13 protein-coding genes are annotated in these 24,666 nt (G+C 35.3%); 7 read left to right on the forward strand and 6 right to left on the reverse strand.

Features of this window, described 5'->3' with window-relative positions; translation table 11 throughout:
* Nucleotides 1–208: 208 nt before the first annotated feature.
* Nucleotides 209–655 (reverse strand): RrF2 family transcriptional regulator, encoded by a 447-nt coding sequence (locus ACO05K_RS09245; RefSeq protein WP_421944157.1) that lies wholly within the window; start codon nucleotides 653–655, stop codon nucleotides 209–211.
* A gap of 736 nt (nucleotides 656–1,391) precedes the next feature.
* Here ACO05K_RS09245 and ACO05K_RS09250 point away from each other — a divergent pair.
* The 5 genes from ACO05K_RS09250 to ACO05K_RS09270 all read left to right on the forward strand — a co-directional run bounded on the left by ACO05K_RS09250 (nucleotide 1,392) and on the right by ACO05K_RS09270 (nucleotide 5,894).
* Nucleotides 1,392–2,567 (forward strand): ATP-binding protein, encoded by a 1,176-nt coding sequence (locus ACO05K_RS09250; RefSeq protein WP_421946289.1) that lies wholly within the window; start codon nucleotides 1,392–1,394, stop codon nucleotides 2,565–2,567.
* Nucleotides 2,568–2,659: 92 nt separating this feature from the next.
* Nucleotides 2,660–3,886: a metallophosphoesterase gene (locus ACO05K_RS09255; protein WP_421944158.1), complete on the forward strand. Its 1,227-nt coding sequence runs from the start codon at nucleotides 2,660–2,662 to the stop codon at nucleotides 3,884–3,886.
* A gap of 42 nt (nucleotides 3,887–3,928) precedes the next feature.
* Nucleotides 3,929–4,555, forward strand: coding sequence for a M23 family metallopeptidase (locus tag ACO05K_RS09260; protein WP_421944159.1), 627 nt, complete (start codon nucleotides 3,929–3,931; stop codon nucleotides 4,553–4,555).
* Nucleotides 4,556–4,628: 73 nt separating this feature from the next.
* Nucleotides 4,629–5,624, forward strand: a complete 996-nt coding sequence (gene mgrA / locus ACO05K_RS09265; protein ID WP_421944160.1) for an L-glyceraldehyde 3-phosphate reductase — start codon at nucleotides 4,629–4,631, stop codon at nucleotides 5,622–5,624.
* A gap of 75 nt (nucleotides 5,625–5,699) precedes the next feature.
* The gene (locus ACO05K_RS09270; protein WP_421944161.1) at nucleotides 5,700–5,894 is read left to right on the forward strand and encodes a DUF3606 domain-containing protein; all 195 of its coding nucleotides are present in this window, start codon (nucleotides 5,700–5,702) and stop codon (nucleotides 5,892–5,894) included.
* 49 nt (nucleotides 5,895–5,943) lie between these two features.
* Here the strand turns inward: ACO05K_RS09270 and ACO05K_RS09275 are convergent, their stop codons facing one another.
* Nucleotides 5,944–9,390, reverse strand: coding sequence for a PAS domain S-box protein (locus ACO05K_RS09275; protein WP_421944162.1), 3,447 nt, complete (start codon nucleotides 9,388–9,390; stop codon nucleotides 5,944–5,946).
* 653 nt (nucleotides 9,391–10,043) lie between these two features.
* Here ACO05K_RS09275 and ACO05K_RS09280 point away from each other — a divergent pair.
* Both ACO05K_RS09280 and ACO05K_RS09285 read left to right on the forward strand, forming a co-directional pair.
* Nucleotides 10,044–10,448: a response regulator transcription factor gene (locus ACO05K_RS09280; protein ID WP_316739382.1), complete on the forward strand. Its 405-nt coding sequence runs from the start codon at nucleotides 10,044–10,046 to the stop codon at nucleotides 10,446–10,448.
* 4 nt (nucleotides 10,449–10,452) lie between these two features.
* Nucleotides 10,453–11,655 (forward strand): sugar transferase, encoded by a 1,203-nt coding sequence (locus tag ACO05K_RS09285; RefSeq protein WP_421944163.1) that lies wholly within the window; start codon nucleotides 10,453–10,455, stop codon nucleotides 11,653–11,655.
* A 7-nt stretch (nucleotides 11,656–11,662) separates the two neighbouring features.
* Here the strand turns inward: ACO05K_RS09285 and ACO05K_RS09290 are convergent, their stop codons facing one another.
* The 4 genes from ACO05K_RS09290 to ACO05K_RS09305 form a co-directional block, all read right to left on the reverse strand.
* Entirely contained in the window at nucleotides 11,663–11,863 is a 201-nt protein-coding gene (locus ACO05K_RS09290; protein ID WP_421944164.1) for a hypothetical protein, read from the reverse strand.
* 169 nt (nucleotides 11,864–12,032) lie between these two features.
* On the reverse strand, nucleotides 12,033–14,027 hold the full coding sequence (locus tag ACO05K_RS09295) for an OmpA family protein (RefSeq protein WP_421944165.1): 1,995 nt from the start codon (nucleotides 14,025–14,027) through the stop codon (nucleotides 12,033–12,035).
* A gap of 9 nt (nucleotides 14,028–14,036) precedes the next feature.
* A complete protein-coding gene (locus ACO05K_RS09300; protein ID WP_421944166.1) occupies nucleotides 14,037–15,038 on the reverse strand; it encodes a PorP/SprF family type IX secretion system membrane protein in 1,002 nt (333 codons plus the stop codon).
* A gap of 32 nt (nucleotides 15,039–15,070) precedes the next feature.
* Nucleotides 15,071–24,460: a putative Ig domain-containing protein gene (locus ACO05K_RS09305; RefSeq protein WP_421944167.1), complete on the reverse strand. Its 9,390-nt coding sequence runs from the start codon at nucleotides 24,458–24,460 to the stop codon at nucleotides 15,071–15,073.
* Nucleotides 24,461–24,666 lie beyond the last annotated feature (206 nt).

The raw sequence follows: 24,666 nt of genomic DNA on the forward strand, positions 1-24,666 counted from the left end.
TACTGAGAAGCATCTTAATATTTTATACCTAATAAATTATTCGTGTAGCCTCTGTTACAATGTTTTAAAACAACAGCGCATCATTTTGAATGATAATGTATTAGATATAAAATTAATGTTCATCTGTCAAATATATAAAGTATATAGGAATAGTCGTAATTTTTCTCAAAAAATTTGCTTATTCGTTGATAAATAAGCAAATAAATCTTTAAATATTGTTAATACCGAGCTTTAAATTATCTTCTCTTCCGATAACATCCGCAATGCTGGTTTCGCTTAAAACCTTAAGTGTGGCATCTCTAACATCAATAAATGCACTTCTAATTCCACAAGTTTTTTCGTCAACACATTCATCACACTTGTGATAAAAATTAATACTTGCACATGGCACCATTGCAATCGGACCATCTGTAACACGCATAACCTGCACTAATAAAATTTCTTCAGGCTTTTTATTTAAGCTGTAACCGCCCCCTGCACCTTTTTTACTATACAAAAAGCCTGCATTACGCAAATCAAGGAGGATTTGCTCTAAGAATTTTTTAGGGATATGCTCCTCCTCAGCAATTTTTGAAATTTGCATAGGTGGTTTTTCTACATTTTTACCAAGAGCTACAAGTGCTTTTATGGCGTATTTTGTCTTTTTTGATAGCATATTTTGTACAAAGCTAATAAATTAAGTATAATTTTAAAATGCACAAAATAATGGCAATTACTTTGATAACGGCAATATATATAATATGCCTAAATTATAATATCTTTGTAGATTAAATTTTACAGAGTGCTTAAAAGCATAAAGATATTAAATATACGCAATCGAAAAATCAGTATAGAATCTAAACTCTTTGCTGTTTTATGCCTGTGCGTAACAATTGTATCTTTATTGGCAATTGTAATGAATATTATATTACAATTAGCTTGGGTTATCAATCTCACTATCTTCTTTAATATAGCCGTACATTTAACCTTTTATTATTTCGCAATTACCGATAAAGTAAAAGAGTGCGGCCGTTTCTGGTATTTTATTTTCAATTGCGCTACAATGCTCCCGGCATGGTTTTTAAATGGCGGCTCAATGGGTTCAACACCTATATTTTTTTGATAAGGACAGCATTGCAATGCTGTCCTTATCAAAAAAATATAGGATAAAGTTTATCTTTATTTTCTTTAGCATAGCTGTTAGCTGTGTTTTAATAGAAAATTATTATCCAAATTTTGTAGTTCCCTACCCTAGCGAACGTGAAAGAAAATTAGATATTCTATTTGCTTTTCTTAATATGTCGTTCATGATGATTTTTATGCTAGTGGTTTACAGAAAGGTAACAGAATATGAACGTTTTCTGTTATTAAAAAGTAAACAGCGTTTAGAAACATCACAATAAGAGCTTATTATAACAAAGGAAGAAGCTGAAGCTGCGACTAAAGCTAAATCAAGGTTCTTAACTAGCATGAGCCACGAGATTAGAACGCCTTTAAATGGAATAATTGGAGCCGCAGAATTATTGAAGTTAACCAAGCTTGATGAAGAACAATTACAATTATTAAACACCTTGCAGGCAAGTAATAGTATAATGGTTGATATTGTTAACGATTTACTTGATATTTCGCGGATTGAGGCAAATAAGATGGACATTCTTAAGAGTCCATTCGACATAAGAAAATCAATTGTTGATATTGAAAATATTGTTCGTCCGTTAATAAAAAACAAAAATTTACACTTCAGTTTTACTATTGATGATGATTTGCCTAAAAAGATAATTTCTGATGAAATAAAATTTAAACAAGTAATAATTAACCTTTTAAGCAACTCGATTAAGTTTACTAAAGAAGGAAATATTACTTTACAGCTAAAGCTTGAAACTAAAAACGATGTTAATACAATAACTTCTATAATTAAGGATACCGGAATAGGAATTGATGAGCAAGATATGAAGAAGTTGTTTTTGCCGTTTTCGCAAGCTAACCCCTACATAGCCCGTGAATTTGGTGGTGCAGGTTTAGGCTTGGTGATTTGCCGTAAATTAGCAGAAATGATGAGTGGAAATATTGCAGCATCAAGTACAAAAGGAAAAGGCTCTGTTTTTACTTTCAAAATGCCTTTCGAAAAGTATTTATTAAGCACAGAAATTGGTAGTAGCACAGTAAATTCTATTAAAAACTATCTTCCGGTAGCTGGCATGAATGTACTAATTGCTGAGGATAATGTATTCAATCAAATTATTACATCCAAAATGCTACAGAAGTCTGGTTATAAATTTTCTGTTGCAAATAATGGTTTGGAGGCGGTTAAAAAAATTGAAGATGAATTTTTCAACATCATATTGATGGATATGCAAATGCCAGAGATGGATGGAGTTTCTGCCACGATCAAAATTTTAAAAAATTACGAGGATAGGAATGAAACTGCTCCGATAATAATTGGCTGCAGCGCTAATGCAATGGAAGAGGATAAACAAGAATGTTTAAATGCCGGAATGAGAGATTTTATAGCGAAACCGTTTACCTTTGACGATTTGAAAAACATAATGTTTAAATGGACTAAAACCGAAAACGAGCAATATAATTAATCAAACTTTAGCCAAAAAAACCAAATCACCATAACATATTATTCTTTTTCTAATCTTTAGATTTACTTTGTCTTGTAACATAAATCTAATTGATGAAAAGAAAAATAAATCTTCTTCCCTTTTTAATAATAGCAATACTATTTATCTTCTTAAATGGCTACATTTTAACAGGTTTAGCTGTGGTAATAAGTTCGAATATATTAGTTCCTGTTTTTTGGTCTATAGTTTTTGCCTTAACTGTTTCGATTATCATAGCCATTCGGCGAATGCGCAAAAATGGTGTCGACCGTTTTTTTACTATTGCTTCGCATGCTTTTCTAATTTTATTTGTTGCAGAACTAATTTTTGCTGTTTTTTTACTACTTGGCGATATCTATAGATTTTTTCTTGGTATGGCTACAAACTTTGCACCCGAAGGCTTTCATTGGGTTGGTCGAAATTCTAACTGGATTACCTTTTCATTGATAATGTTTGCCTTAACAGTGCTGATGTTTATTTATGGAATTACACGTGGAAAATATGCTTACAGAGTAATTAAACATACTTTATACTTCGATGATTTGCCTAAAGCATTTGATGGTTTTACGCTAACACAAATATCTGATGTGCATGCAGGCAGTTTCACAAAACCAAATTTGGTACAAAAAGGTATAGATTTAATTAATGCACAAAAAAGTGATTTATTTGTATTTACAGGAGATTTGGTTAACAATTCTGCAGAAGAAATAAAACCATACATTAATCATTTTTCTCAAATAAAGGCTCCTTGTGGGCAATTTTCAGTTTTAGGCAACCATGATTATGGCGATTACATTAAGTGGCCATCTGAAAATGATAAAACTAAAAACCTGCAACAATTAAAAGATTATCACGCCGAAATTGGTTTTAAACTTTTGCTTGATGAACACATCGAAATTCATAAAAATGGTGAGAAAATTATTCTTGCTGGTGTAGAAAACTGGGGCGTTGGATTTGGCGAACGTGGTGATTTGCAAAAAGCACTTATCAACACTAAAAATGATGATTTTAAAATTTTGCTATCGCATGATCCGACGCACTGGGAAGCTCAGGTAAAACAAAATCCATCAAAAATTCAATTAACACTTGCAGGTCACACGCATGGAATGCAATTTGGAATTGAAGCATTAGGCATTAAGTGGAGTCCGGTTAAGTACAGATATAAACATTGGGCTGGCTTAAAAACTGAATATGGAAGATATTTGAATATAAATAGAGGTTTTGGTTTTATTGGTTTCTCTGGCAGAATTGGCATTTGGCCTGAAATTACTGTTATAGAACTTAAAAGGAAAACCACTTAGATTTATCGGGTAGAAATTCTATCTTCAATAAAAATTGATTTTATGAGGATATTATATTTATTATTCTATACCCTATTTTTCGTACAAAAACCTACAATAGAAAGTGATAAAAACAGATGGATGCCCTATTATAATGATGCAACGCCAGCAAGTATTGCCGAAAATTGGGTTTTACCCTTTGAAGCTGATAATAGAAAGAGTATTAACTCTATAAAAATCATTAGTATTTTCGGCGATCATCGCGATAGCTTTTTAAAAGGGCATATCCATACAGCAATAGATATTAATCCAACCAAGCCAAAAACTAAATTAATAAGCGTTTACTCAATGGCAAACGGAGTTGTGTGTTCAATTCATTTAGGCGAAAACCAAAAAACAGTTGTTGTTAAACATAAATTAAAAAACGGACAAATTTCCTTCACAAGCTACAAACATCTTAAAGAAGTTTACGTAAATACCGGGCAACAAGTAAATATTAATACCAAACTTGCCAGGCTTTTTACAAAAGATGAAAGCAAAAAATATGGTGGCGATTATCATCATCTCCATTTAGAAATTAGAAAAAAATTTGATGATTATGGCTGCGCCAGTTGGTTAACAATGAATAATGAACAGCTTAACGAACGTTTTTATAATCCTCAGGTTTTTATAAAGCAAAATGTAAAGTAAATCTTTGAAGGCTTTAATTAATCTTATCTTTCTTAAGAAACTAAATAAATCAATCCCAAAAAATAATCTTAAAATGAGCAATCTAGATTTATCTAATCGTTACGAAAAAATGACCTACCGTAGAAGCGGCAATAGTGGATTAAAATTACCTGAACTATCTTTAGGTTTATGGCATAACTTCGGGCATGTTAATATGCTTGAAAATAGCAATAAATTAATAGCTACAGCTTTTAGTCAAGGTATTACACATTTCGATTTAGCCAATAATTACGGTCCGCCTCCAGGTTCGGCTGAAGAAAATTTTGGTAAAATTTTAAATGATAATTTTAAAAGCTATCGCGATGAAATGATAATATCTTCAAAAGCTGGTTATACAATGTGGGATGGTCCTTATGGCGATTGGGGTTCGAAAAAATACTTGGTTTCCAGTTTAGATCAAAGTTTAAAAAGAATGAAACTTGATTATGTTGATATTTTTTATCACCACAGACCAGATCCTGAAACGCCATTAGAAGAAACCATGGCCGCTTTAAGCTTAATTGTACAACAAGGAAAGGCTTTGTATGTTGGCATTTCAAATTATCAGGCAGAAGAAGCTGCTAAAGCATTTAAAATTTTAAAAGAGGCCGGAACGCAATGTGTAATTCATCAACCTAAATATTCGATGTTTGAGCGCTGGGTTGAAGATGGTTTGCTTGATGTTTTGGAAGAAAATGGTGTTGGGTGTATTCCTTTTTCGCCATTAGCGCAAGGTTTATTAACAGATAAATATTTACACGGAATTCCGGCAGATTCAAGAGTTGCAACAAGCGGTGTATTTTTGAATGAAAACAACCTTACACCTGAAGTTTTATCAAAAATTTCCAAATTAAATGATGTTGCAAAAGGCCGAGACCAAAAGCTTGCACAAATGGCTATAGCTTGGTTACTTAAAGATAAACGTGTAACATCTGTATTAATTGGCGCTAGTAAGCCAGAACAAATTACAGATTCTTTAAAAGCGTTAGAGAACACAAACTTTAGTAACGAAGAACTTGAAAGCATTAACTTAATTTTAGCTGATAATTAAATCTCAAAAAAGTTTAAATTTTTAAAACCAAATTACATCATTAACTGTTTCTCGAAAAGAGAAAACGTTAACTATATGATAAATCAACAATTTGCCGTAAGTACTAATCAAGAGTACATTGCTATCGCGGAAGAAAACGACCAGAATTACTGGGCAGATAGATTAGGTGTTCGTATTGAAACTCTGAAATCGGCTGTTAGAGCCTGCAGAAGTACGGTATTTGATAACGTAAAAGAATATTTGAGAACAGTTGGCAAGCTGGCTAATTAAATAATTTAAAATAAAAAAGGGTAAGTTTTTTAAGCTTACCCTTTTTTATTTAGTCAACAATCTCATCTGGAAATTCTTCTTTAAGCAATGCGGTTACCTTATTAATGGTTACTTCAGTATTCCTTAATGCTTCGGGCAAGGATGATCCATCTAATCCTTCCTTTCCAATCGTTTCTATATCGCGTATAACTTTTTGCAATGAACTGATATTTAAATTATCAATACTGGGCTTTAGTTTATGTGCAATTGCACCCATTTGCTCAAAGTCATTTTCATGGTATGCATCAATCATTTCTTTAACAGATAATGGTGTTTGCTCGCAAAACATATCTACCATTTTTTTCACAAAAGCTTCACGCCCTTTACTAATTTGTCTTAAAGTAGATAAATCATATAAAACCTGATTCTCGTCATCTTCCATTATTTCATTGTTTGGTGTATTGATATCTTCTTGTTTAACCCATCTATCTATGGTTTTCAAGAAATCTTCTTCATTAATTGGTTTAGTAATGTAATCGTTCATCCCCATAGATAAACACTTTTCCTTTTCGCCTTTAATTGCAGATGCAGTTAGAGCTATAATTGGAATGTTATTACCCATTTTACGGATTTTTCTGGTTGTATCGTAACCATTCATTACGGGCATTTGAATGTCCATCAAAATCACATCGAAAGTTTCCTTTTCAATCATATCGAGTGCAATTTCTCCGTTCTCTGCAACCATTACTGTAGCCCCGTAATCTAAAAGCAAAATTGAAGCTACTAATCTATTTAAATCATTATCATCGGTTACCAAAATCTTTTTACCAAGTAAAAAGTCTTCACTAAATGTAGTTTCAGCTTTTTCTGGTACATCATCCGATTGTCCTTTCTGGAATTCTATTACAAATGCTATTGTTGTGCCTGAGCCTTTAACGCTATCTACAAATATCTCTCCGCCCATTTGCTCAATCAACTCCTTACAAATGCTCATACCTAAACCTGTGCCACCATATTTACGGCTAACAGATTCATACTCTTGGCTAAACTTCTCAAACAAATGTTTAACAAATGATGCTTCCATACCAATTCCGGTATCAACAACAGAAACATGAATAACCTGAGAATTAGGTTTATCGGCAATAACTCTACATATTAAATCAACAGAGCCCTTTTCGGTAAACTTAACAGCATTAGTCATTAAGTTAAGCAAAACCTGATTTAAGCGATAAGGATCTCCTATTAAAACCTTTGCGATGTTACCATCAAAATGGAAATTATTTAAGTCTAGTCCCTTTTCTTCGCCTTTGTGCGTAATTACCTGCATTGCATTCTGCAATACATCTATCAGGTTAAAACCAATATTCTCGAGACTGAGTTTACCAGCATCAATTTTTGAAAGATCCAGAACATCATTAATAATAACCAATAAATTTTTTGATGCAGTATGTATGGTTTCAAGGTAAAATTCTTGCTGTGGCTCAAGATTAGTTTTTGCCAATTGATTTGCCATACTCATAATGGCATTCATTGGTGTTCTAATTTCATGGCTCATATTGGCCAAAAATGTTTCCTTGGATTGAGCAGATTGTTCTGCCTCAACCCTTGCATCAACCAACTCTAATTCCTGGTTCTTTTTATCTGTAATATCTAAGTGAATACCAATTGAACCTGCAAGTTCTGCCTTATCATTATATCTTGGCGCTCCACTACTTAACCACCATTTCTTGTTACCTTGTTTATCACGAGTTTCTACCTCATAAGCATCGGCTAAACCTTTTTCAATGCTCTTCCATTTCTCTTTTTCGCTCTCTAGTCTTCCTTCCGGCAAGAACAATTCTGAAGCGCTTTTGCCAATTAACTCGGGCATGGCATATCCGCTCATGTAGCAAAAACTATTGTTTGCATAAGTAATATGTCCACCATTATCAATTTCGAGCAAGCCAAGTTTCATATTGGCTAAAATGCTTCGATATTTCTCCTCGTTTATTCTTAACGATTCCTCTACACTTTTTCGCTCTGTAATATCAGACATGAAGCCTGTGAAAACCTTTGCATTATTATCTTGATCGGTATATGAATAAGACGAGTGAACCGCATACCATCGAGTGCTTAAACCTGGTATTGTTATTTCAGTTTCATCATAAAACGGTTCCAAAGTATTTCTACTATGTTGCTGTTTTTCATTAATTCTTTGCTGATCTTTCGGAGTTATATACTTCTGATTCCAGAAATCATCGGCAGTAATACCAAATACACGCTCAATTGCCGGACTAATGTATCTTAAGCCATCAGTACCATCTTCGCGATACTCGTATTCGTAAATTACACCAGGAATATTTTCAGAAAGCGATTTAAACTGTTTAACCCTTTGTTCGAGCTCCTGTTCTGTTCTTTTAATTGGAGTAATATCGGTATGTGTTCCTACTACTCTAAGTGGTCTGCCACTTTCATCCTTCTCTATTACTACACCACGATCTAAAACCCACTTAATATCACCGTTTTTATGTAAGATTCTATATTCTTCGCTATGCGAATCAATTCTACCACGACGGTATTTTTTGAAATTATGTACCAAAAGATGAAAATCATCTTTATGTACCCTATCCCACCAATTAGATTCGCTTTCCGCTAATTCATTATCTGTATATCCCCAAAAATCATTATTAGTTTTTGAGAAAAAAGTTTTCCCGGTTATGAAATCATGTTCCCAAACATTTCCAATTTTTTCAAGCGCAAGCCTGAAGCGATTTTCTGACTCTTTTAAAAGCTCCTGAGCTGCTTTCTCAACAGTAATATCTTCTATTAACGCAAAGAATCCAGTTAATTCTCCATTTTGGTTGTTAATTGGTTGCCCTTTGATGCGTGCCCAATATGGTTTACCAGATTTTGCATAATTATAAATATCTGCATTAAAAGATTCGCCTCTCGAAACCTGCTTATTTAAATAATCGAGTGTATTTTGGCTTGTTGCTGGTCCGTGTAAAAGATATTCGGGTTTTCTGCCAATAGCTTCATCAAAAGAATAACCCGTCATGTTGGTAAAACTTTGATTTACCCAGGTAATCAAATCATCGGCATCTGTAATAATTACTGTATTGGTATTTACTTCTGCAATTTGCGATAAAATTAATAACTGTTCTCTTTGCTCTCTGGTGGTAAATTTAACTTCGGCATCACTGGTTTTTGATTCACTAATTAAATTTCCAGTAAATAATAACCATCCATTATCTTTTCCGATTTCTAAATATCCTGTGATGGTTTTATTTAAATTGAAAATAGATTTAACTCTTAATAGTTGATTATTTAAAGACATCAGATCTTCAAAACTAAAATTCTGAAGATTTTTATCATCAATAATAAAATTTTGAATAAAAGATTGACCTATAAGATTTTGATATAATTCTAATAAGCCACCACCACAATCATTAATAACTAAATCTTTATTAATAACTATATGGTAAGGAAATAACCTGTTGAGTTGATCTTTATTAAATGAAAAAAGGGATGAAGTCATGCTTTTCAACAATAGTTTATTTGAGCGTTAGAAATAGAGCGGTTTTAAACTGTTTGAGAAGAAAAAATCGTTTTACAAATAATTAGCTTTTCAAAAATTTAAAAGATTAAATATATGGCTTTAAAAATTAAAAAATTATTTCGCCTGCACTTTTTACATTGTAATTAATCCGCAAGAAAACTTTTTTAAGCTTTTCGTCTAAAAAACATACTAAATAACCAACAAAAGCAGCTCAAAAGTGTGTTTGTTATACTTTTCATCAAAAAATATTACTTTAAAATATTTAGCTAAAATTTCAATTGGTAATTCCTTATGTTTTCTTTATTATTGCATAATAACATCGCCCTATTATACCTAAAACTATAGTTACCTGAAAACGTAGTCAATCTATCATTATTTCAGTGTTTTATAGTACTTGTAAAATTTTATTAATGATGTTATTAATTAATTTTAAAATCAGAAGTAATAAATATAGAAGAAAATCAATCGCTCAATCTAGATTAAAGGCTACAATTCTTTTTATTAAAAAAGCATAACTTAAATTATTATGTTTTTGCTAGTTGTTAGCTTAACAAATAAATCAATATAACTAAAACCCTATTCTCGGTTTTTACGTATTAAACACCGAGGTTTTAAATTATGCAATCCAAAAAATGAGTTTATCAGGTTCCCGAACAATAAAAATATTAATCGTTGAAGATGACGTTTTTATGCAGGCAATACTGGAGGAAATTTTAAGTTCTGCTTACGAAATTGAAACAAGATCGAATGGAATGGATGCGTTAGCATTTATGCAAAATGGAAACATTCCTGATTTAATAATTGCCGACTTAAACACTCCAAAACTTAATGGCTTAGAATTAATTGAACAAGTTAAAGTTAGTGATTTCTTTAATTCTGTTCCTATATTGATATTATCTGGCGAAGAAAGCTCTGACAAGCGAATAAAATGTCTTGATGCAGGAGCAGATGATTTTGTTGTAAAACCATTTAATCCGGCTGAGTTAGAAGCAAGAATTAGAGTTGTTTTAAGAAGAATGGGTAAGTTGAGTGCTTAATAATATGAGTGAAGGAATTTACGCTCCGCCTGGTAAACCAATAATTGCCTTAGTTGGCTTTGAAGATGCTTTTGCAGAAATGTTTGCAAATTGCAATTTCGGAGATAAGGAACTTATTCATTTCGATAATGGAATGAAAATGGTATCGGCTTGGAACGACCAAAACTTAAATATTACTGCAATTATTTCTTATAGTGAAATTATGGCTCCCGCCGGATTAGCACTTGTTGAAACATTAAAGAAAAGGGATTTACCCGTTGTACCATTTTTTCTTATCGTAAATTATTTCAATCCTAACTTAAGAAAGCTAGCATTGTCTGCTGGCATTTCTGATGTATTCAGAATTCCGCTAAAAGTTAATAGAATTGAGAAACGGATTAATTTTTTAATTGATAATTGGAGCGAACTAAAAGACAGCATAAAATCGGAAGTTCCACCAATAAAAAATATAGGTTTTGCAAAACGCGTATTTGATGTGTTTTTTGCGAGCATGGCTCTTTTCTTCCTTTCTCCATTATTTTTAATTATTTACATCTTAATTAAATTAGAATCTAAAGGCCCAGTTTTTTATTATTCTCTTAGGGCAGGTACGGGTTTTAAAGTGTTTAAATTTTACAAATTCCGCTCGATGTTTGTTAATGCAGACCAACGCATTAAAGATTTAAAACACCTAAATCAATACAATATCGATTCGGCAAGTAAAGTTGAAGAAGACACAACCATTCGCGAAAGTTTATGTAATCAATGTGCTGCAGAAGGCAAATGTCAGTATCCGCTTTATGCAGATAACATACAATGGTGCGAGAAAGACTTTAAATATTCAAAACTAGCAAATTCGGGCTCAGCATTTTTCAAAATTAAAAACGACCCTAGAATTACCAAAGTTGGTAATTTTATTAGAAACACAAGTATTGATGAACTTCCGCAGCTTTGGAATGTAATAATTGGCGATATGAGTATTGTTGGAAACAGACCATTGCCACTTTACGAAGCAGAAAAGTTAACTACAGATAAATACGTACTTCGTTTTGCTGCTCCCGCAGGAATTACCGGTTTATGGCAGGTAGAAAAACGTGGCAAGGGCGAAATGAGTGAAGATGAGCGTTTAATGCTTGATAACACTTACGCTCAACAGCAGAGTTTTACAAACGATATTAAACTTATTTTGAAAACAATACCTGCTCTTTTCCAAAAAGAAAACGTATAATTTTATTCTATTCTTCTTCTGTAGCCAACTGAACATCAACCGCTACTAAACCTAAATCAGTTAATTTTATATCGAATTTCACATCGGCATCTTTTATATTGTAAAAGAAAGAATCGCCTAGTGTAAATGGGATTTCTTGTTCGTTTTCGTCAGTAATTATTCCTGAACCATCATTGTTAATTGATGTTATTTTACCTTTTCTAAGCATTAAGGATAAATGTGTGTATAATAAAAATTATTTATCTCGCAATAATATGAATTTTTGTATAATTAATTCGTATAATTTAAAATACATTTAACAACTTTATTGAATAATTTTAAAATAAAAAAGCAGGGTTAAAAACCCTGCCTTAAACCAACCAACAATATTTTAATTACTATTTTTTAATAACCTTAAATTCGGTTCTTCTATTTTTTGCTCTTCCTTCGGGATTGTCTTTACCATTTTTAAACTTATTAGGAGCAATTGGCATGCTCTCTCCATATCCTTTTGATGACATTCGACTCTGTGCAATATTTTTGCTTGCAAGATAATTTAAACAAGATTTCGCCCTTCTTTCAGATAAATCCTGGTTGTAAACATCAGTTCCGATATCATCTGTATGTGCACCTAATTCGATTTCCATTTCTGGATTATCTTCCATAATTGCCACTAAAGCATCAAGTGTTTTTTGCGATGATGGAGTAAGTTCTGCACTATTAAATTCGTAGTAAATGTTTTCCAAAACTATTGGAACATTGATTTTGAATGAATTAATACAATAATCTACATGCATTAATGTATCTGCTTTTGCTACTTCTTCGTAGCTATAATTTTTATTAAGAGCGAAGTAATTATCCTTCGATATATTTAATTTAACAGGTCTTCTGCTATCAATTTTAAATTCGTATTTACCATTAACATCAGTTACAATGCTTTTTTGAATGTCCTGATCAATCATCTTAACGGAAACACCATTTAATGGTTTTTTAGTTTTGCAATCACTTATAATACCGCTAATAGAAATGTATTCTCGTTTAACTTCAAAAATTTCTAAACAGCAGGCCGATTCTCTATCTGAACTTATGTACCCTTTACTCGCATCAGCATTTGTTGCAGTAAAGTATACATCATCTTTTGATGAATTAAACGGATAACCCATATTAACCGGAGTGGTCCAGTTAATAAAATCACCTTCCGATTCAAAAAAATCTAAACCACCGAAGCCCACTCTCCCATCGGTACTAAAAAGTAATTTATGTGTTAGCGAATTATAATATGGTGCTTTTTCATCAGCTTCAGTATTAATTTCCGAACCTAAATTAACAGGTTGCCCTAACGAACCATCTGTTCTGATTGATGCATACCATAAATCATACTTACCAAAACCTCCACTTCTGTCTGATGAAAAAATCAAAAATTTTCCATCACCTGTAACAAAAGGCTGTGCCGAATTAAATTCCTTATCGTTAATTTGCAAGCCTAATGGAACTGGATTTGACCATTTATCTCCATCTTTTTTAGATTGATAAATGGCATATTTTTCCTTGTCTTTCCATGCCGTAAAATAGGCTACATTACCTTCTGGATTAAAGCTTATCGCTGCTGTTTCCATATCCTTAGGCAAATTTAAATCAAGTATTTTAACCGAAACCTCAGTCGAATTTAAAGCATCCTTTGCAAAATAAATGCTATTGATAAAAGGGTTAGCTTTTGTAGTTACAACGGTTTCGCCCTTTACGGCTTTAAGAACCTCTGCTTTGCCAGCAACGGCAACAGGCCTTGATGATGTGTAGTAGAAATTATCATTGTTTTTCACCGCAGCATAATTTGAACCCAAACCATTTATTTTTTCAGGCACTTTATTAATCTGTAACAAGCGAGGATAACGCATTTCTTTTATCGCAAATTTGCACGACAGTATTTCCAGATTTGCAGCTTTCACTAAATCATCGCTTTTATTTTTTACGACAAACTGTTCGAATGCTGTAATTGCCTGTGGAAATTTTTTATTGGCTCTCAAACTTTCAGCATAATAGAACAGCGCATTTTTATATTTTGGTTTTCCGAATGTACTTGCGACAGCATAATACTTTTCTGCCTCTAAAAAATTACGATATAATCTGCTCGATTCTGCCAAATTAAATATAGAACCTTCATAATCCTCAATTACATTATCTTTTACATTCTGTTTATTCTCGTTAGTGTAAGGAAGTACAACTTGCGAACTATCGGAATTTATTTTTAATGCTTTTTTATAAAATGTTGATGCTGCGTAATAATCCTTATTTTGAAAATAAGCATCTGCAACTTTCTTATAATTAACAACATACTGTGCATTTGTTGTGATGTGACTAGAGAGAACAGCTATCAGGATGATTAATTTTTTCATATGTTTCTTTTATAAACGAGGACAAAAAAAGTTTGGACCAATAATTCCATTTCTTCCGATTAAAGAAATAGATAACTCTAAACCACCATTGCTGTTGGATGCCCGCTGGAAAGACGATGTATTGATATCGTAGCTTAATCCAAAAACCATATTTTTAAATTGCAACCCAACAAAAGCGATTGCAGCATCTTTTATGCGGTAATTTCCACCAAAAAGTATGTTCGATTGATTATTTAGCATTAACTGACCATAACCACCCAATGATATTTCTCGAGTATTGCCTTGGTACATAACCAAAGCATTTGGTACTACATCAAAAATCTCGGAAGCTCTTATTCTGGCTCCACCATGTGCTGTAAAACGAATTGGCGTACGTAAGCTATTGCCAGAAAAACGTTCTACAGGTCGGTTAAGGTGAGCCGCACTAAAACCCGCAAATACATTTACATTTTGATTAGGGTTTCCATCGAAATACATTACGCCTGCATTTACGTCAGGAACAAATGAAGAAGTAGATGAAAACGTTTCGCCACTCATCATACCGCCATCGTAACCTCCTACCGGATTAAACTGATTACCAAAACGAGCCTGTGATAAGTCGAAACTTCGGTTTACAAAACCTGCTTGCAAACCGAAACTTATCATTTGCAAACCCTCTATACCAAAGCGTAATCGGTATGAACCCGATACCAGAGCAGTTAGATAGTTAAAATCCAACTCTCCTGCTCTTTGATTTAAAATGGTTGCGCCAAAGGCGAAGTTTTTAGTTGGTGCAACATCAAATGATGCCCCACCAGTTAAAAATGAGTTTGAAAGCGCACCCCATTGTTGCTTAAAATTAACTGAAGCACGATAGTCGCCATCGATTACACCCGTAAGTGCAGGGTTTAGCCACAATGGATAAGCGTAATATTGCGAAAAATGTGGATCTGTTTGAGCTTTTATTGCTGATGATAAAAAACTTAAAGCAATAACAATAATATATAATTTAACTGACGATAATATTTTCATGGTATCTTATTTTATCTGTGATAATTATTTAGCTATCTAATTAATGTTACTGTTCCTTTTTTCATCATCTTGGTTCCATCCGAAGAAATCACCTCAATCATGTAAACATAAACTCCGCTTGGTTGAGCTACACCTCTGTAAGTTCCGTCCCACCCAGTTGTTGTAGAATCAACCTGATAAATTAACTGACCCCATTGAGTGTAGATATTCATTTTTACAGATGCTATTGTTATTCCGTAGACTAAGAATATATCGTTCTTACCATCATTATTAGGTGTAAATGCATTTGGAATATAGATTTCGTTTCCTAATGGATTTGCAGCCTTGGCCGTTAACGCATTTGAATTGGCACTGGTTTGACAAGCAATTTGACCTGTTGCTCTTACAACTATAGTAACACTTTGGTCTGGTTTTAAACCGATGACTAAGTGCCTTGTTGTATTTGCCCCTTCTGATGGCTGTTGCCATGTTAAACCATTATTTAGCGAGATTTCGTAACCACTTGCTCCGGTAACGGCATTCCATGCAAAGGTTATACTATTGGAAGTTGTTGTTTCAACTCTAATTGTTGGTGCTGCCAATACTGGAAGAACCGTTATGGTTATCGGTGTGCGAACAGTACTCGTACAGCCTGAAGCATTAATGCTTTCTACATAAAATATGGTTGTGCTTGTAATGGCTGGTGTTGTAAAAGTAGTTCCTTGACCAATTGAATTACCTCCAGAACTCACTGTAAACCAACTATAAGTTAAGGTTGGATCTGGATTTACCACACTCAATGTTGCACTGCTTCCTGCGCATATTATATTACTTGCTGCATTTACCTGTGCCGGTGCTAAAGGAACAGGAAGTACTGTGACATTTACTTGTGTTCTTGTTGTAGATACACAATTTCCAGAAACAGATTCTACATAGAAAATTGTATTAGCATTAACTGCACCAGTATTGAAACTGCTACCTGAGCCAACAACATTTCCTCCTGTCGGAACGCTATACCAATTATAAGTATAACCTGCCTGAATATTTGTTACGCTTAAAACAGCAGAGCTACCTGAACATACACTTACTGCTGATGATGCTACCGAAGTTGTGCCAGGGCGAGCATTAACGGTTACGGTAACCATTGTGCGTCCGGTAGAATTTGCGCAACCTGCAGCTCCAACAGCCTGAACATAATAAGTAGCATTTGCTGTAAGAATTGGAGTTGTAAATGATGTGCCGCTAAATAATAGATTACCACCTGTTGTACTATTGTACCATTCGTAAGTTATTCCAGCTTGAGGACTTTGAACAGTTAAAGTTGTTGCATCACCAGAACAAATCGTTGTTCCTGTGCTAGATATTACAGGACTTGATGGAACCGGGCTTACCGTTACTGTAACAACTCTTGCATTACCAACCGCATTTTCGCATTTATTATCGCCTTTTACAGTTACATAATACGTTGTGTTTGCATTTAAAACAGGTGTTGTAAACGATGCTCCAACAAATGAAATATTTGTTAAAGCCGCATCGCTGTACCAGGTGAACACCGGATTTGTTACCGTTGTACTATTGGCCGTAAGCGTTACAGCAGAACCAGAACAAGCGGCTGTACTTCCTGCGACTACAATATCAGTTGTTGTAGCCAATGGATTTACAGTAATTGTTACCGCTTTAGCATCCGCAGCTGCATTTTCGCATTTGTTACTACCTTTTACTGTTACGTATAACGTTGTTGTAGAAGTAACATTTGTAGCACTATAGGTTGGCCCGGTAAATACCGGAACGGTTAAAGATGCATCACTATACCAAGTAAACACTGGTTGTAAAACCGTTAAACTTGATGCCATCAATGTCGTTGAATTTCCAGAGCAGATATTTGCATTATTCAGTGTAATATCTGCTGATGTAGCATAATCTTTAACAGTTATAGTGACCACGGCAGCACTGCCAGAAACATTCTCGCAACTGTTATCTCCTTTTACAGTAACATAATAAGTTGTTGTAGTAGTTAATGGTGCTGTGCTAAAAGATGCTCCAACAAATGCTACACTTGTTAAAGCTGCATCACTATACCAGGTAAATACTGGATTTGTTATAGTAGTTGATGAAGCTGATAACGATGCTGCAACATTTTTGCATATGCTATTTGAGCCGGTAATATTTATATCTGCAGCCGTTGAAATTCTATTTACTCTTACGGTAATCGCCCTTGCATCACCAGGCTCATTCTCGCACTTATTTGAACCTTTTACCGTAACATAATAAGTGGTTTCTGTAGATAGTGAAGGTGTATTGAATGTTGAGCCTGTAAATGCAACGCTTGTTAATGCAGCATCATTATACCAGGTAAATATAGCATTGGTAACAGATGGAGCCGAAGCAGTAAGTGCTGCTCCAGAACCTGAACAAATCGCGGTATTACCTGCCACATTTATATCAGCCGCCGCTGAAGATGGATTGATGTTAATGTTTACAACCACGGCATTTCCTACTGTATTTGCGCAACGGTTTGTACCACTTACAGTAACATAATATGTTGTTGCACCCGTAATTTGAGGTGTTGCGAATGTACTGCCAACTGAAACCTGATTTGTAAGAGCGGCATCGCTATACCAGGTAAATACAGGATTTGTTACAGTTGTACTACTTGCGCTTAATGTAGTTATTCCAGCATTACAAAGTGAAGTATTACCAGAAATTATAATATCGCTTGCTGATGCATTTTGATTTACAGTAACTACTACAGAAGTTCTTGTTGCATTTGCACAACCTGAAATTGAAGCTGCTTCTACATAATAAGTATAGCTTCCTGGTGTTAAACTGGCGGAAGTTGTAAAACTAATGCTGTTGCTTGCCAAAAGATTACCTCCAATGGCTGCATCGTACCAATTATATATAACTCCCGCAACAGCTTGCACATTAATAGTTGTTGAATTATTTACGCAAACATTTGCCGGATTAGCTGATGCAATAACCGGATTTGCAGGCGGAGCTGTAATGGTAACTACAACACGAACTCTCGGACTTTCGCAACCATTATTACCTGTAGCAGTTACAAAGAAATTGTGGTTACCAATTGGTAGTGTTGCATCAGTTAAATAAGTAGTACCCGTATTTTTGAATACATTATCCTGATACCATCTATACGTAGTATTTGGTTTTGGATTATTTACACTAAGCAAAGCTGATGAACCTAAACAAGCCGTAGCAGTGGCAGAACTAATTTCTGGAGATGTAATTAAGCGTTGAGCATAATTTAGATTTACCGAAGTTAATGCACCAATAAGACCAGAGTACAACCTGATTTCTGCCCCACTAAATTGTTTTGTTGGAACAAAACTTAAAATTGCTTCGCTACCGTTTGAAGCTAAATCTAACTGTACAAATTGATTACTTAGTGTAATTTCATCAGCATTGCTGGTTAGATTATTATAAGTTGTTAATGTAATACTTGGTAATACTGCTGCACTCAATAAGTTTGCAGGAGAAGATATCTTCACACGTAGCGTATCTCCAATATTTGATAAACCACCAGTAAATCCAACTCTTTGATATACATACGCATTTGCAGTACCCGCGGCAATGAATAAAGTTGAGGCTGAATTTACATCGGTATCAACAGCAGCTCCAGAGTTAAATACGCCTGCTACAGCACCAATTCCATTAAAACCATTTGCTAATGCTACCGTAGCAGTTCCACATTCTGTAGTACCTGGAGTTGCAGGAATTACATTAACTGCTACTGTTATCGCCGCTGAATTTCCACATAATGTGGTTTCATTTCTAACGTAATAATTAGTGCTTGAAGTTAAAACTGGTGTTGTAAATACTGCATTCGATGATACTAAGGTTGTTAAAGCAACATCACTATACCATCTAATCGTACTTCCGCCAATTGATGATGTAGCGGTTAAAGTTGCGGTATTACCAGAAATTATGGTAACCGATGTCGAGGAAACAATTGGAGCATCGGGCGTAACACCAACATTTAACGTTGCTGTAGCTCTCGTTACTGAAGCACCGCAGCTATTTATCGCCTCAACTGTATAAGTTGTATTAACGGCAGCTGTAACCGTCAATGTTGTTCCATCAGGACCTGCAGATACATTAGCTGAATTATACCATCTGTAGGTTAATCCCGGTATTGGATTTTTAATTTGAAGAATAACAGAACTACCAACGCAAGCATTTACAGTTGGTGCTAGTAATTCTGGTGCAGCAGGTGGAGCAGATAATGTTACATTTACAGCAGTTTTTGCACTCACACAACCCGTTGTGGAAACAATTGCAACAAAATATTGTGCGCCCGCTGTTAAAGCCGGAGTAGTATACGAACTTCCATCGGCTAAAACATTTTGATTTGAATCAAACCATCTATAAACTAACCCCGTAACCGGATTTGCAACCTGCAAGGTAGCTGTAGCACCAGAACAAACTGCAACGCTTGACGATACCACCTCTGGAGCAAGCAGTGCTCGTTGCATGTAGTTTAAATTAACTGATGACAATGCATTTGCCACTCCAGAATTTAATCTTAGCTCTGCCCCATCAAAAGTTACTATTGGAATTAAAGTAACCAACGCTTGTGTATTGCCACTTAAAAGCTGAACATTTAGTATAGGATTATTTAAACTTAAGGCATCGTTATTAGAAACACCATTTAAGTATGTCGTAATTTGTATGCTGCTTAATACTCCTAATGATAATATCCTTCCAGGAGAAGAGATTAAGACTTTTAATGTGTCTCCAACTCGAGAAACTCCCGGAAATGATAAATTTTGATATACTGATGCGCCCGCAACTCCTACAGGCATAATTAATGTTGAAGCGGTTTGAGCATCGTTATCTATTGCAAGATTTGGATTAATTACACCCGCACCGATCGTGATACCAGAAATTCCATTGCTTTGTGTTGTAGCAACCTCGCAAGGCACAATAATCGGAGTACCTGGTCCGCTAACAGTTATGGTTACCTGAACTCTGCTTGCCGATGGACAACCAGATGCAGATATACTTTCTACATAAAAACTTGTATTGGCAGTAATTGGAGGCGTTACAAAAGTTGCACCTGTAAATACCGGACTTGTACTATTCGCACTATCGTACCAGTTAAAAGTAACATTTGCTTCCGTTGATGATGCAGACAATGTTGCGGTTTGACCTGCTGGTACTGATAAAGAAGAAGCAGTAACAACAGGAATTGCGGCAGCTGGATTTACCGTAATTGCCGCGGCAACTCTACTGCTACTCGCACAGCTTCCATTCGCTGCTTCTAAATAATAAGTTGTATTTGCATTTAAAATTGGTGTTGTAAAAACACTACCTGTAAATACTGGTGCTCCGCCTGTTAGGGCTGTGTACCAGTTATATGTTAATGTAGGATCTGGATTGCTTACAGAAAGCGTTGCAGATGAGCCGGCACAAGCATTGGCTATCGGGGCCAAAACCGGAGTTGATATTGCAGGAATTACGGTCACAACAACCGGAATCCTCGTTGTATTCGGACATGTACCACGGCTAACTTCGATATAGTATGTAGTAGTTGCTGTAAGCGATGGAGTTGTAAAAGTTTCACCAGATGCTACAAGATTTCCACCTGTTGGGGCATCGTACCAACGCAAAGTTGTTCCACCAATTGCCGTTGCCGATAATGCAACAGGAGTTCCTGCACATATAGTTTGGCTTCCACTTGTTATGGTTGGCGATGGATAAACAATCGTAGCTTCATAAATGTCTAAACTCGTAACAGCCGAAATTAAACCACCAACACGAACTTCAACACGATCGAATGGACCGGCTGCTGGTAAAACAGCTTGAAAGCGACTTCCTCCTAGAAGTGACAATCTTAATAATGAAGAATTTAACGGATAACTACTTACAACTGTGCTCCCGTTCATTACGTTAACCGTAATATTTCCAAGTAAAGATAAATCCAGCAAACCTGTAGGTAAGCCTAAATCTAAGCGTACACTGTCTGTAGCTGTACCTGCTGAATTAAATATTAATTGTTGAAACCCAGTAGATAATGCTCCAACCGCCAACGTAATTCTTGTGAAGTTATTAGGATTTGCATCAGTTGAATTTCCTGCGCCGCTAATTCCGCACAAAACACAAATACCAGTTATACCCGAATTTTGAGTTCCGGCAGCATTACAAACCGCATTTCCTGCACCTGTAATTACTGTAACTGTTACAGGTACACGACCATTACTTGAGCAGCCACTTGCATTAACAGTTTCAACATAAAAAGTTGTGGTTGTTGTTAAGGCAGGTGTTGTAAAATTAGAACCTGTTGCCAATTCTGTTCCACCTGTTGGTGTAGCAAACCAACGTATTGTATTTCCAGCATCAGCTGTAGCACTTAATGTTGTTGTTTGTCCTGAATTAACAACCTGATTATTAGTTGTTACTATAGCAGGATTTGCAGCTGGATTAATTGTTACATTAACAGCAGTTCTGGAGCTTATTGCAGTTCCTGAAACCGCCTCAACATAAAAAGTAGTATTTGAGGTTAATGCCGGTGTTGTAAATACACCATTATTATTAGTTACTAGAGGTGTGTTTCCTGTAGAAGCGTACCAATTATAAGTTACACCAGCCTGAAGATTGCTAACATTTAAAGTTGCTGCACTTCCGGCACAAACCGAAACACTGACTACAATCGGTTGACTTACATTAACAACAAGACTGTAATCTGTATTCACAACATTACCTGTAGCATCGGTTGCAGTTAAGGATATAGCAAATGTTCCTCCAAGCGTAGGTGTACCAGTAATTTCTCTTGTTGCTGTGTTAAAAATTAATCCCGGAGGCAAATTAGAAGCAACATAAGTATATGGTGCAGTTCCTCCAGTTACGGCTGGCAAAGTTTGAGTTGGATAACCAACACCAACAGTTCCATTAGGTAATGAAGCTGTAGGCAATGTTAACACTCCAATCACACTCAATGGATATAAATTATTAGCTGTATTTCCTTGCGTATCTGTTACAGTAACCGAAACTGAATAATTTCCAGCCTGAGTTGGAGTACCAGTTATTTCTCTCGTAGCCGGATTAAATGTTAAACCTGGAGGCAAGCCTGTAGCAACATAAGTGTAAGCTCCAACTCCTCCAGTTGCCGAAGGTAATACCTGCGTTGGGTAAGTTGCACCTACAGTTCCATTTGCTAATGCTGCCGATGGTAAAACGAGCGGGTTTGTTACCGTTATGCTGTAATTCGTTGTACTCGTTCTGCCTTCAGAATCGGTTACTGTAACCGGAATCGTAAATGTTCCGCTTGTAGTAGGTGTACCAATAATTTCTCTGGTAGCCGGATTAAATGTTAAACCCGGAGGAAGATCCGTTGCAGAATAAGAGTAAGGACCAACACCTCCTGTAGCTGAAGGAATTACTTGTGGAGTATATGTTCTTCCGGTTACACCGTTGGCTAAAGTTGCAGCTGGCAAAACCAACGGATTAATAACTTTGATTACATATCCTGATGTAACCGAATTTCCGTTTGCATCTGTAACAGTAACAGGAATTGTATAAGTACCAACTGCTGTTGGTGTACCTGTAATTTCTCTAGTGTTCGGATCAAAAGTTAATCCCGGAGGAAGATTTATTGCCGAATAAACATATGGTTGCGTTCCACCTGTGGCTGCCGGAATAGTTTGTGGTGGATATAATGTTCCTGTTATTCCATCAGGAAGCGTTCCAGGTGTTAAAATCAACGCAGCTGTAACAATCAAATTATATGAAACAGCTGCCGAACAGCCCTGACTATCAGTTGCTACAATTGAAAAACTATAATTATTTGCAGTAGTTGGAACGCCGGAAATTGTACCATTTGCAGATAATGATAAACCTGCAGGTAAAGAACTTCCACTGGCTAAAGCGTAAGAAAAAGTTGGTGTTCCGCCAGTGGCTACATCAATTTGTTTACTATACTGAAAACCTGCTGTAGAATTTGCCAAAGCTGTTGTATTAAAAACAATAGCTGGATTTACAGTTATAGATATTGGTACACGAACAGATTCTTCAGTACAACCAAGTCGCCGGGCGGCAACATAATATATTTTATTTGCAGTTAAATCCGGAGTTGTGTATGTGCCATTAAAAGCAGTTGTAGCTAAAACAGTTCCACCTTCAGCAACCTCATACCAACGTAAGTCGTTTGTATTAAGTGTTGTTGCGGATAAGGTGGCGGTTGAATTAAAACAAGCATTAACAACATTAGAACTTGGCGGTACAAATGTTGGTCGGGCGGCAGATCTGGTTAATCCATAAATTAAAATGGTTTGAGTTAAGTTAACATTTAACAAAGAAGATAATGTAACCTGTACCCTATCAAAAGCTACTCCTGGCGAAAATGGAATGGTTACAGGTTGACCGCTACCTAAAGCGTTCAGCAAATCGACACTTAATAAATTTGATGCAGACTGATTAAAAACCTGTGAATTACCATTATAGGCTGTTACAGTAAGTCTGTTCAAAACTCCTGCATTTACCAGATTCCCAGAAGCCCCAATTCTTAAATTAATTTCATCGCCTGTATTAGAAAGCGTATTGAAATAAAAATTCTGACTGATAGAACCTGCAACACCCAAAGCACCTAAACTCAGTTCAGAATAATTTGTTTGGTTTGCATCAATTGCAAAACTTGGATTAGTTACTCCAGCTTTACCCAAACCCAAAACATCAAGCGTTAAACCATTTCCTTCAAAACCAGTAGCAAATGTTTGTGCGCAAGCATCAACACCGGAAGTATAAAATGCATAGTAAACTTTAGTGTTATTTAAAGTTCCTAACAAAAGAGCACTGGTAACATCCCTAACGTAAACTCTATCATAATCTTGAGTTGGCCTAAGTGCAACATAAAAATATCCGTTAGCATCCCTTACCAAACGAAGGTTAGAACTTGTAAAACCATTGACGCTCGCCCCTGATAAAACAGTTGCACCGCTTGCATTTCTTGCTCCAACATCAATTGAATGATTACCCAAAGCAACTCCTCCTACAACGCTACTTAGTAAATTACCCAAATTCCCAGCCAGCAACTGATTTAAAAGCGTTGGATCTGCATCAATTCTAATGTAAGAAGTAGTACCGGCTGCAAGGGTACTTGGAAATTTTAGTTCTATTTCTCCTGTATATGCTCCAATGCCTACCGCTAAACCGCCAGAAGATTTAACTGTTGCAAATGTTGTTTCATCTGCCGTTATTGCATTATTCGGATTATCGACAGTTGGCGTTAAGAAACATCCGGAAAGCCCTGCAGGTCCACACCCCAGTAAGCTAGACTGTCCATTGGCCGATACAGCACTGACAGAATTAGCATAAATTTTGGTTTGACCATAAGATTTAAAACTTATAATCGTTATAGATACGGCGATTAGAAAAAATTGAATGACAATGAATTTCCCAAAGCGGGAAAAGGAGGTAGAGTTTTTCATCATATCAGCGTTATTAGGGTTTGATTTTTGGTAGGAGAATGAGAATTTACATCCCTCTATGGAGTGTTTCTTATTCTACTTTTCAAATCTACGGTAGTTGCTATCATTAAGTTTTATCCATTATTATTCATTAATCAGGTATTTTCCTCCGTTCATTTTGTTCATAGGATATTTGTTACCAGAAATCATTTCGGCTATTGCATAATTTT

Origin of the sequence: Pedobacter sp. (assembly GCF_965227205.1) — a bacterium.
Lineage (GTDB): Bacteria > Bacteroidota > Bacteroidia > Sphingobacteriales > Sphingobacteriaceae > Pedobacter.

What these genes read in the sequence shown, in the direction of transcription:
- ACO05K_RS09285 (WP_421944163.1), top strand. Translation starts at nt 10,453, where the DNA reads ATGAGTGAAGGAATTTACGCTCCGCCTGGTAAACCAATAATTGCCTTA.
- ACO05K_RS09245 (WP_421944157.1), bottom strand. Translation starts at nt 655, where the DNA reads ATGCTATCAAAAAAGACAAAATACGCCATAAAAGCACTTGTAGCTCTT.
- ACO05K_RS09255 (WP_421944158.1), top strand. Translation starts at nt 2,660, where the DNA reads ATGAAAAGAAAAATAAATCTTCTTCCCTTTTTAATAATAGCAATACTA.
- ACO05K_RS09305 (WP_421944167.1), bottom strand. Translation starts at nt 24,460, where the DNA reads ATGATGAAAAACTCTACCTCCTTTTCCCGCTTTGGGAAATTCATTGTC.
- ACO05K_RS09290 (WP_421944164.1), bottom strand. Translation starts at nt 11,863, where the DNA reads ATGCTTAGAAAAGGTAAAATAACATCAATTAACAATGATGGTTCAGGA.
- ACO05K_RS09280 (WP_316739382.1), top strand. Translation starts at nt 10,044, where the DNA reads ATGAGTTTATCAGGTTCCCGAACAATAAAAATATTAATCGTTGAAGAT.
- ACO05K_RS09270 (WP_421944161.1), top strand. Translation starts at nt 5,700, where the DNA reads ATGATAAATCAACAATTTGCCGTAAGTACTAATCAAGAGTACATTGCT.
- ACO05K_RS09260 (WP_421944159.1), top strand. Translation starts at nt 3,929, where the DNA reads ATGAGGATATTATATTTATTATTCTATACCCTATTTTTCGTACAAAAA.
- ACO05K_RS09300 (WP_421944166.1), bottom strand. Translation starts at nt 15,038, where the DNA reads ATGAAAATATTATCGTCAGTTAAATTATATATTATTGTTATTGCTTTA.
- ACO05K_RS09275 (WP_421944162.1), bottom strand. Translation starts at nt 9,390, where the DNA reads ATGACTTCATCCCTTTTTTCATTTAATAAAGATCAACTCAACAGGTTA.
- ACO05K_RS09295 (WP_421944165.1), bottom strand. Translation starts at nt 14,027, where the DNA reads ATGAAAAAATTAATCATCCTGATAGCTGTTCTCTCTAGTCACATCACA.
- mgrA (WP_421944160.1), top strand. Translation starts at nt 4,629, where the DNA reads ATGAGCAATCTAGATTTATCTAATCGTTACGAAAAAATGACCTACCGT.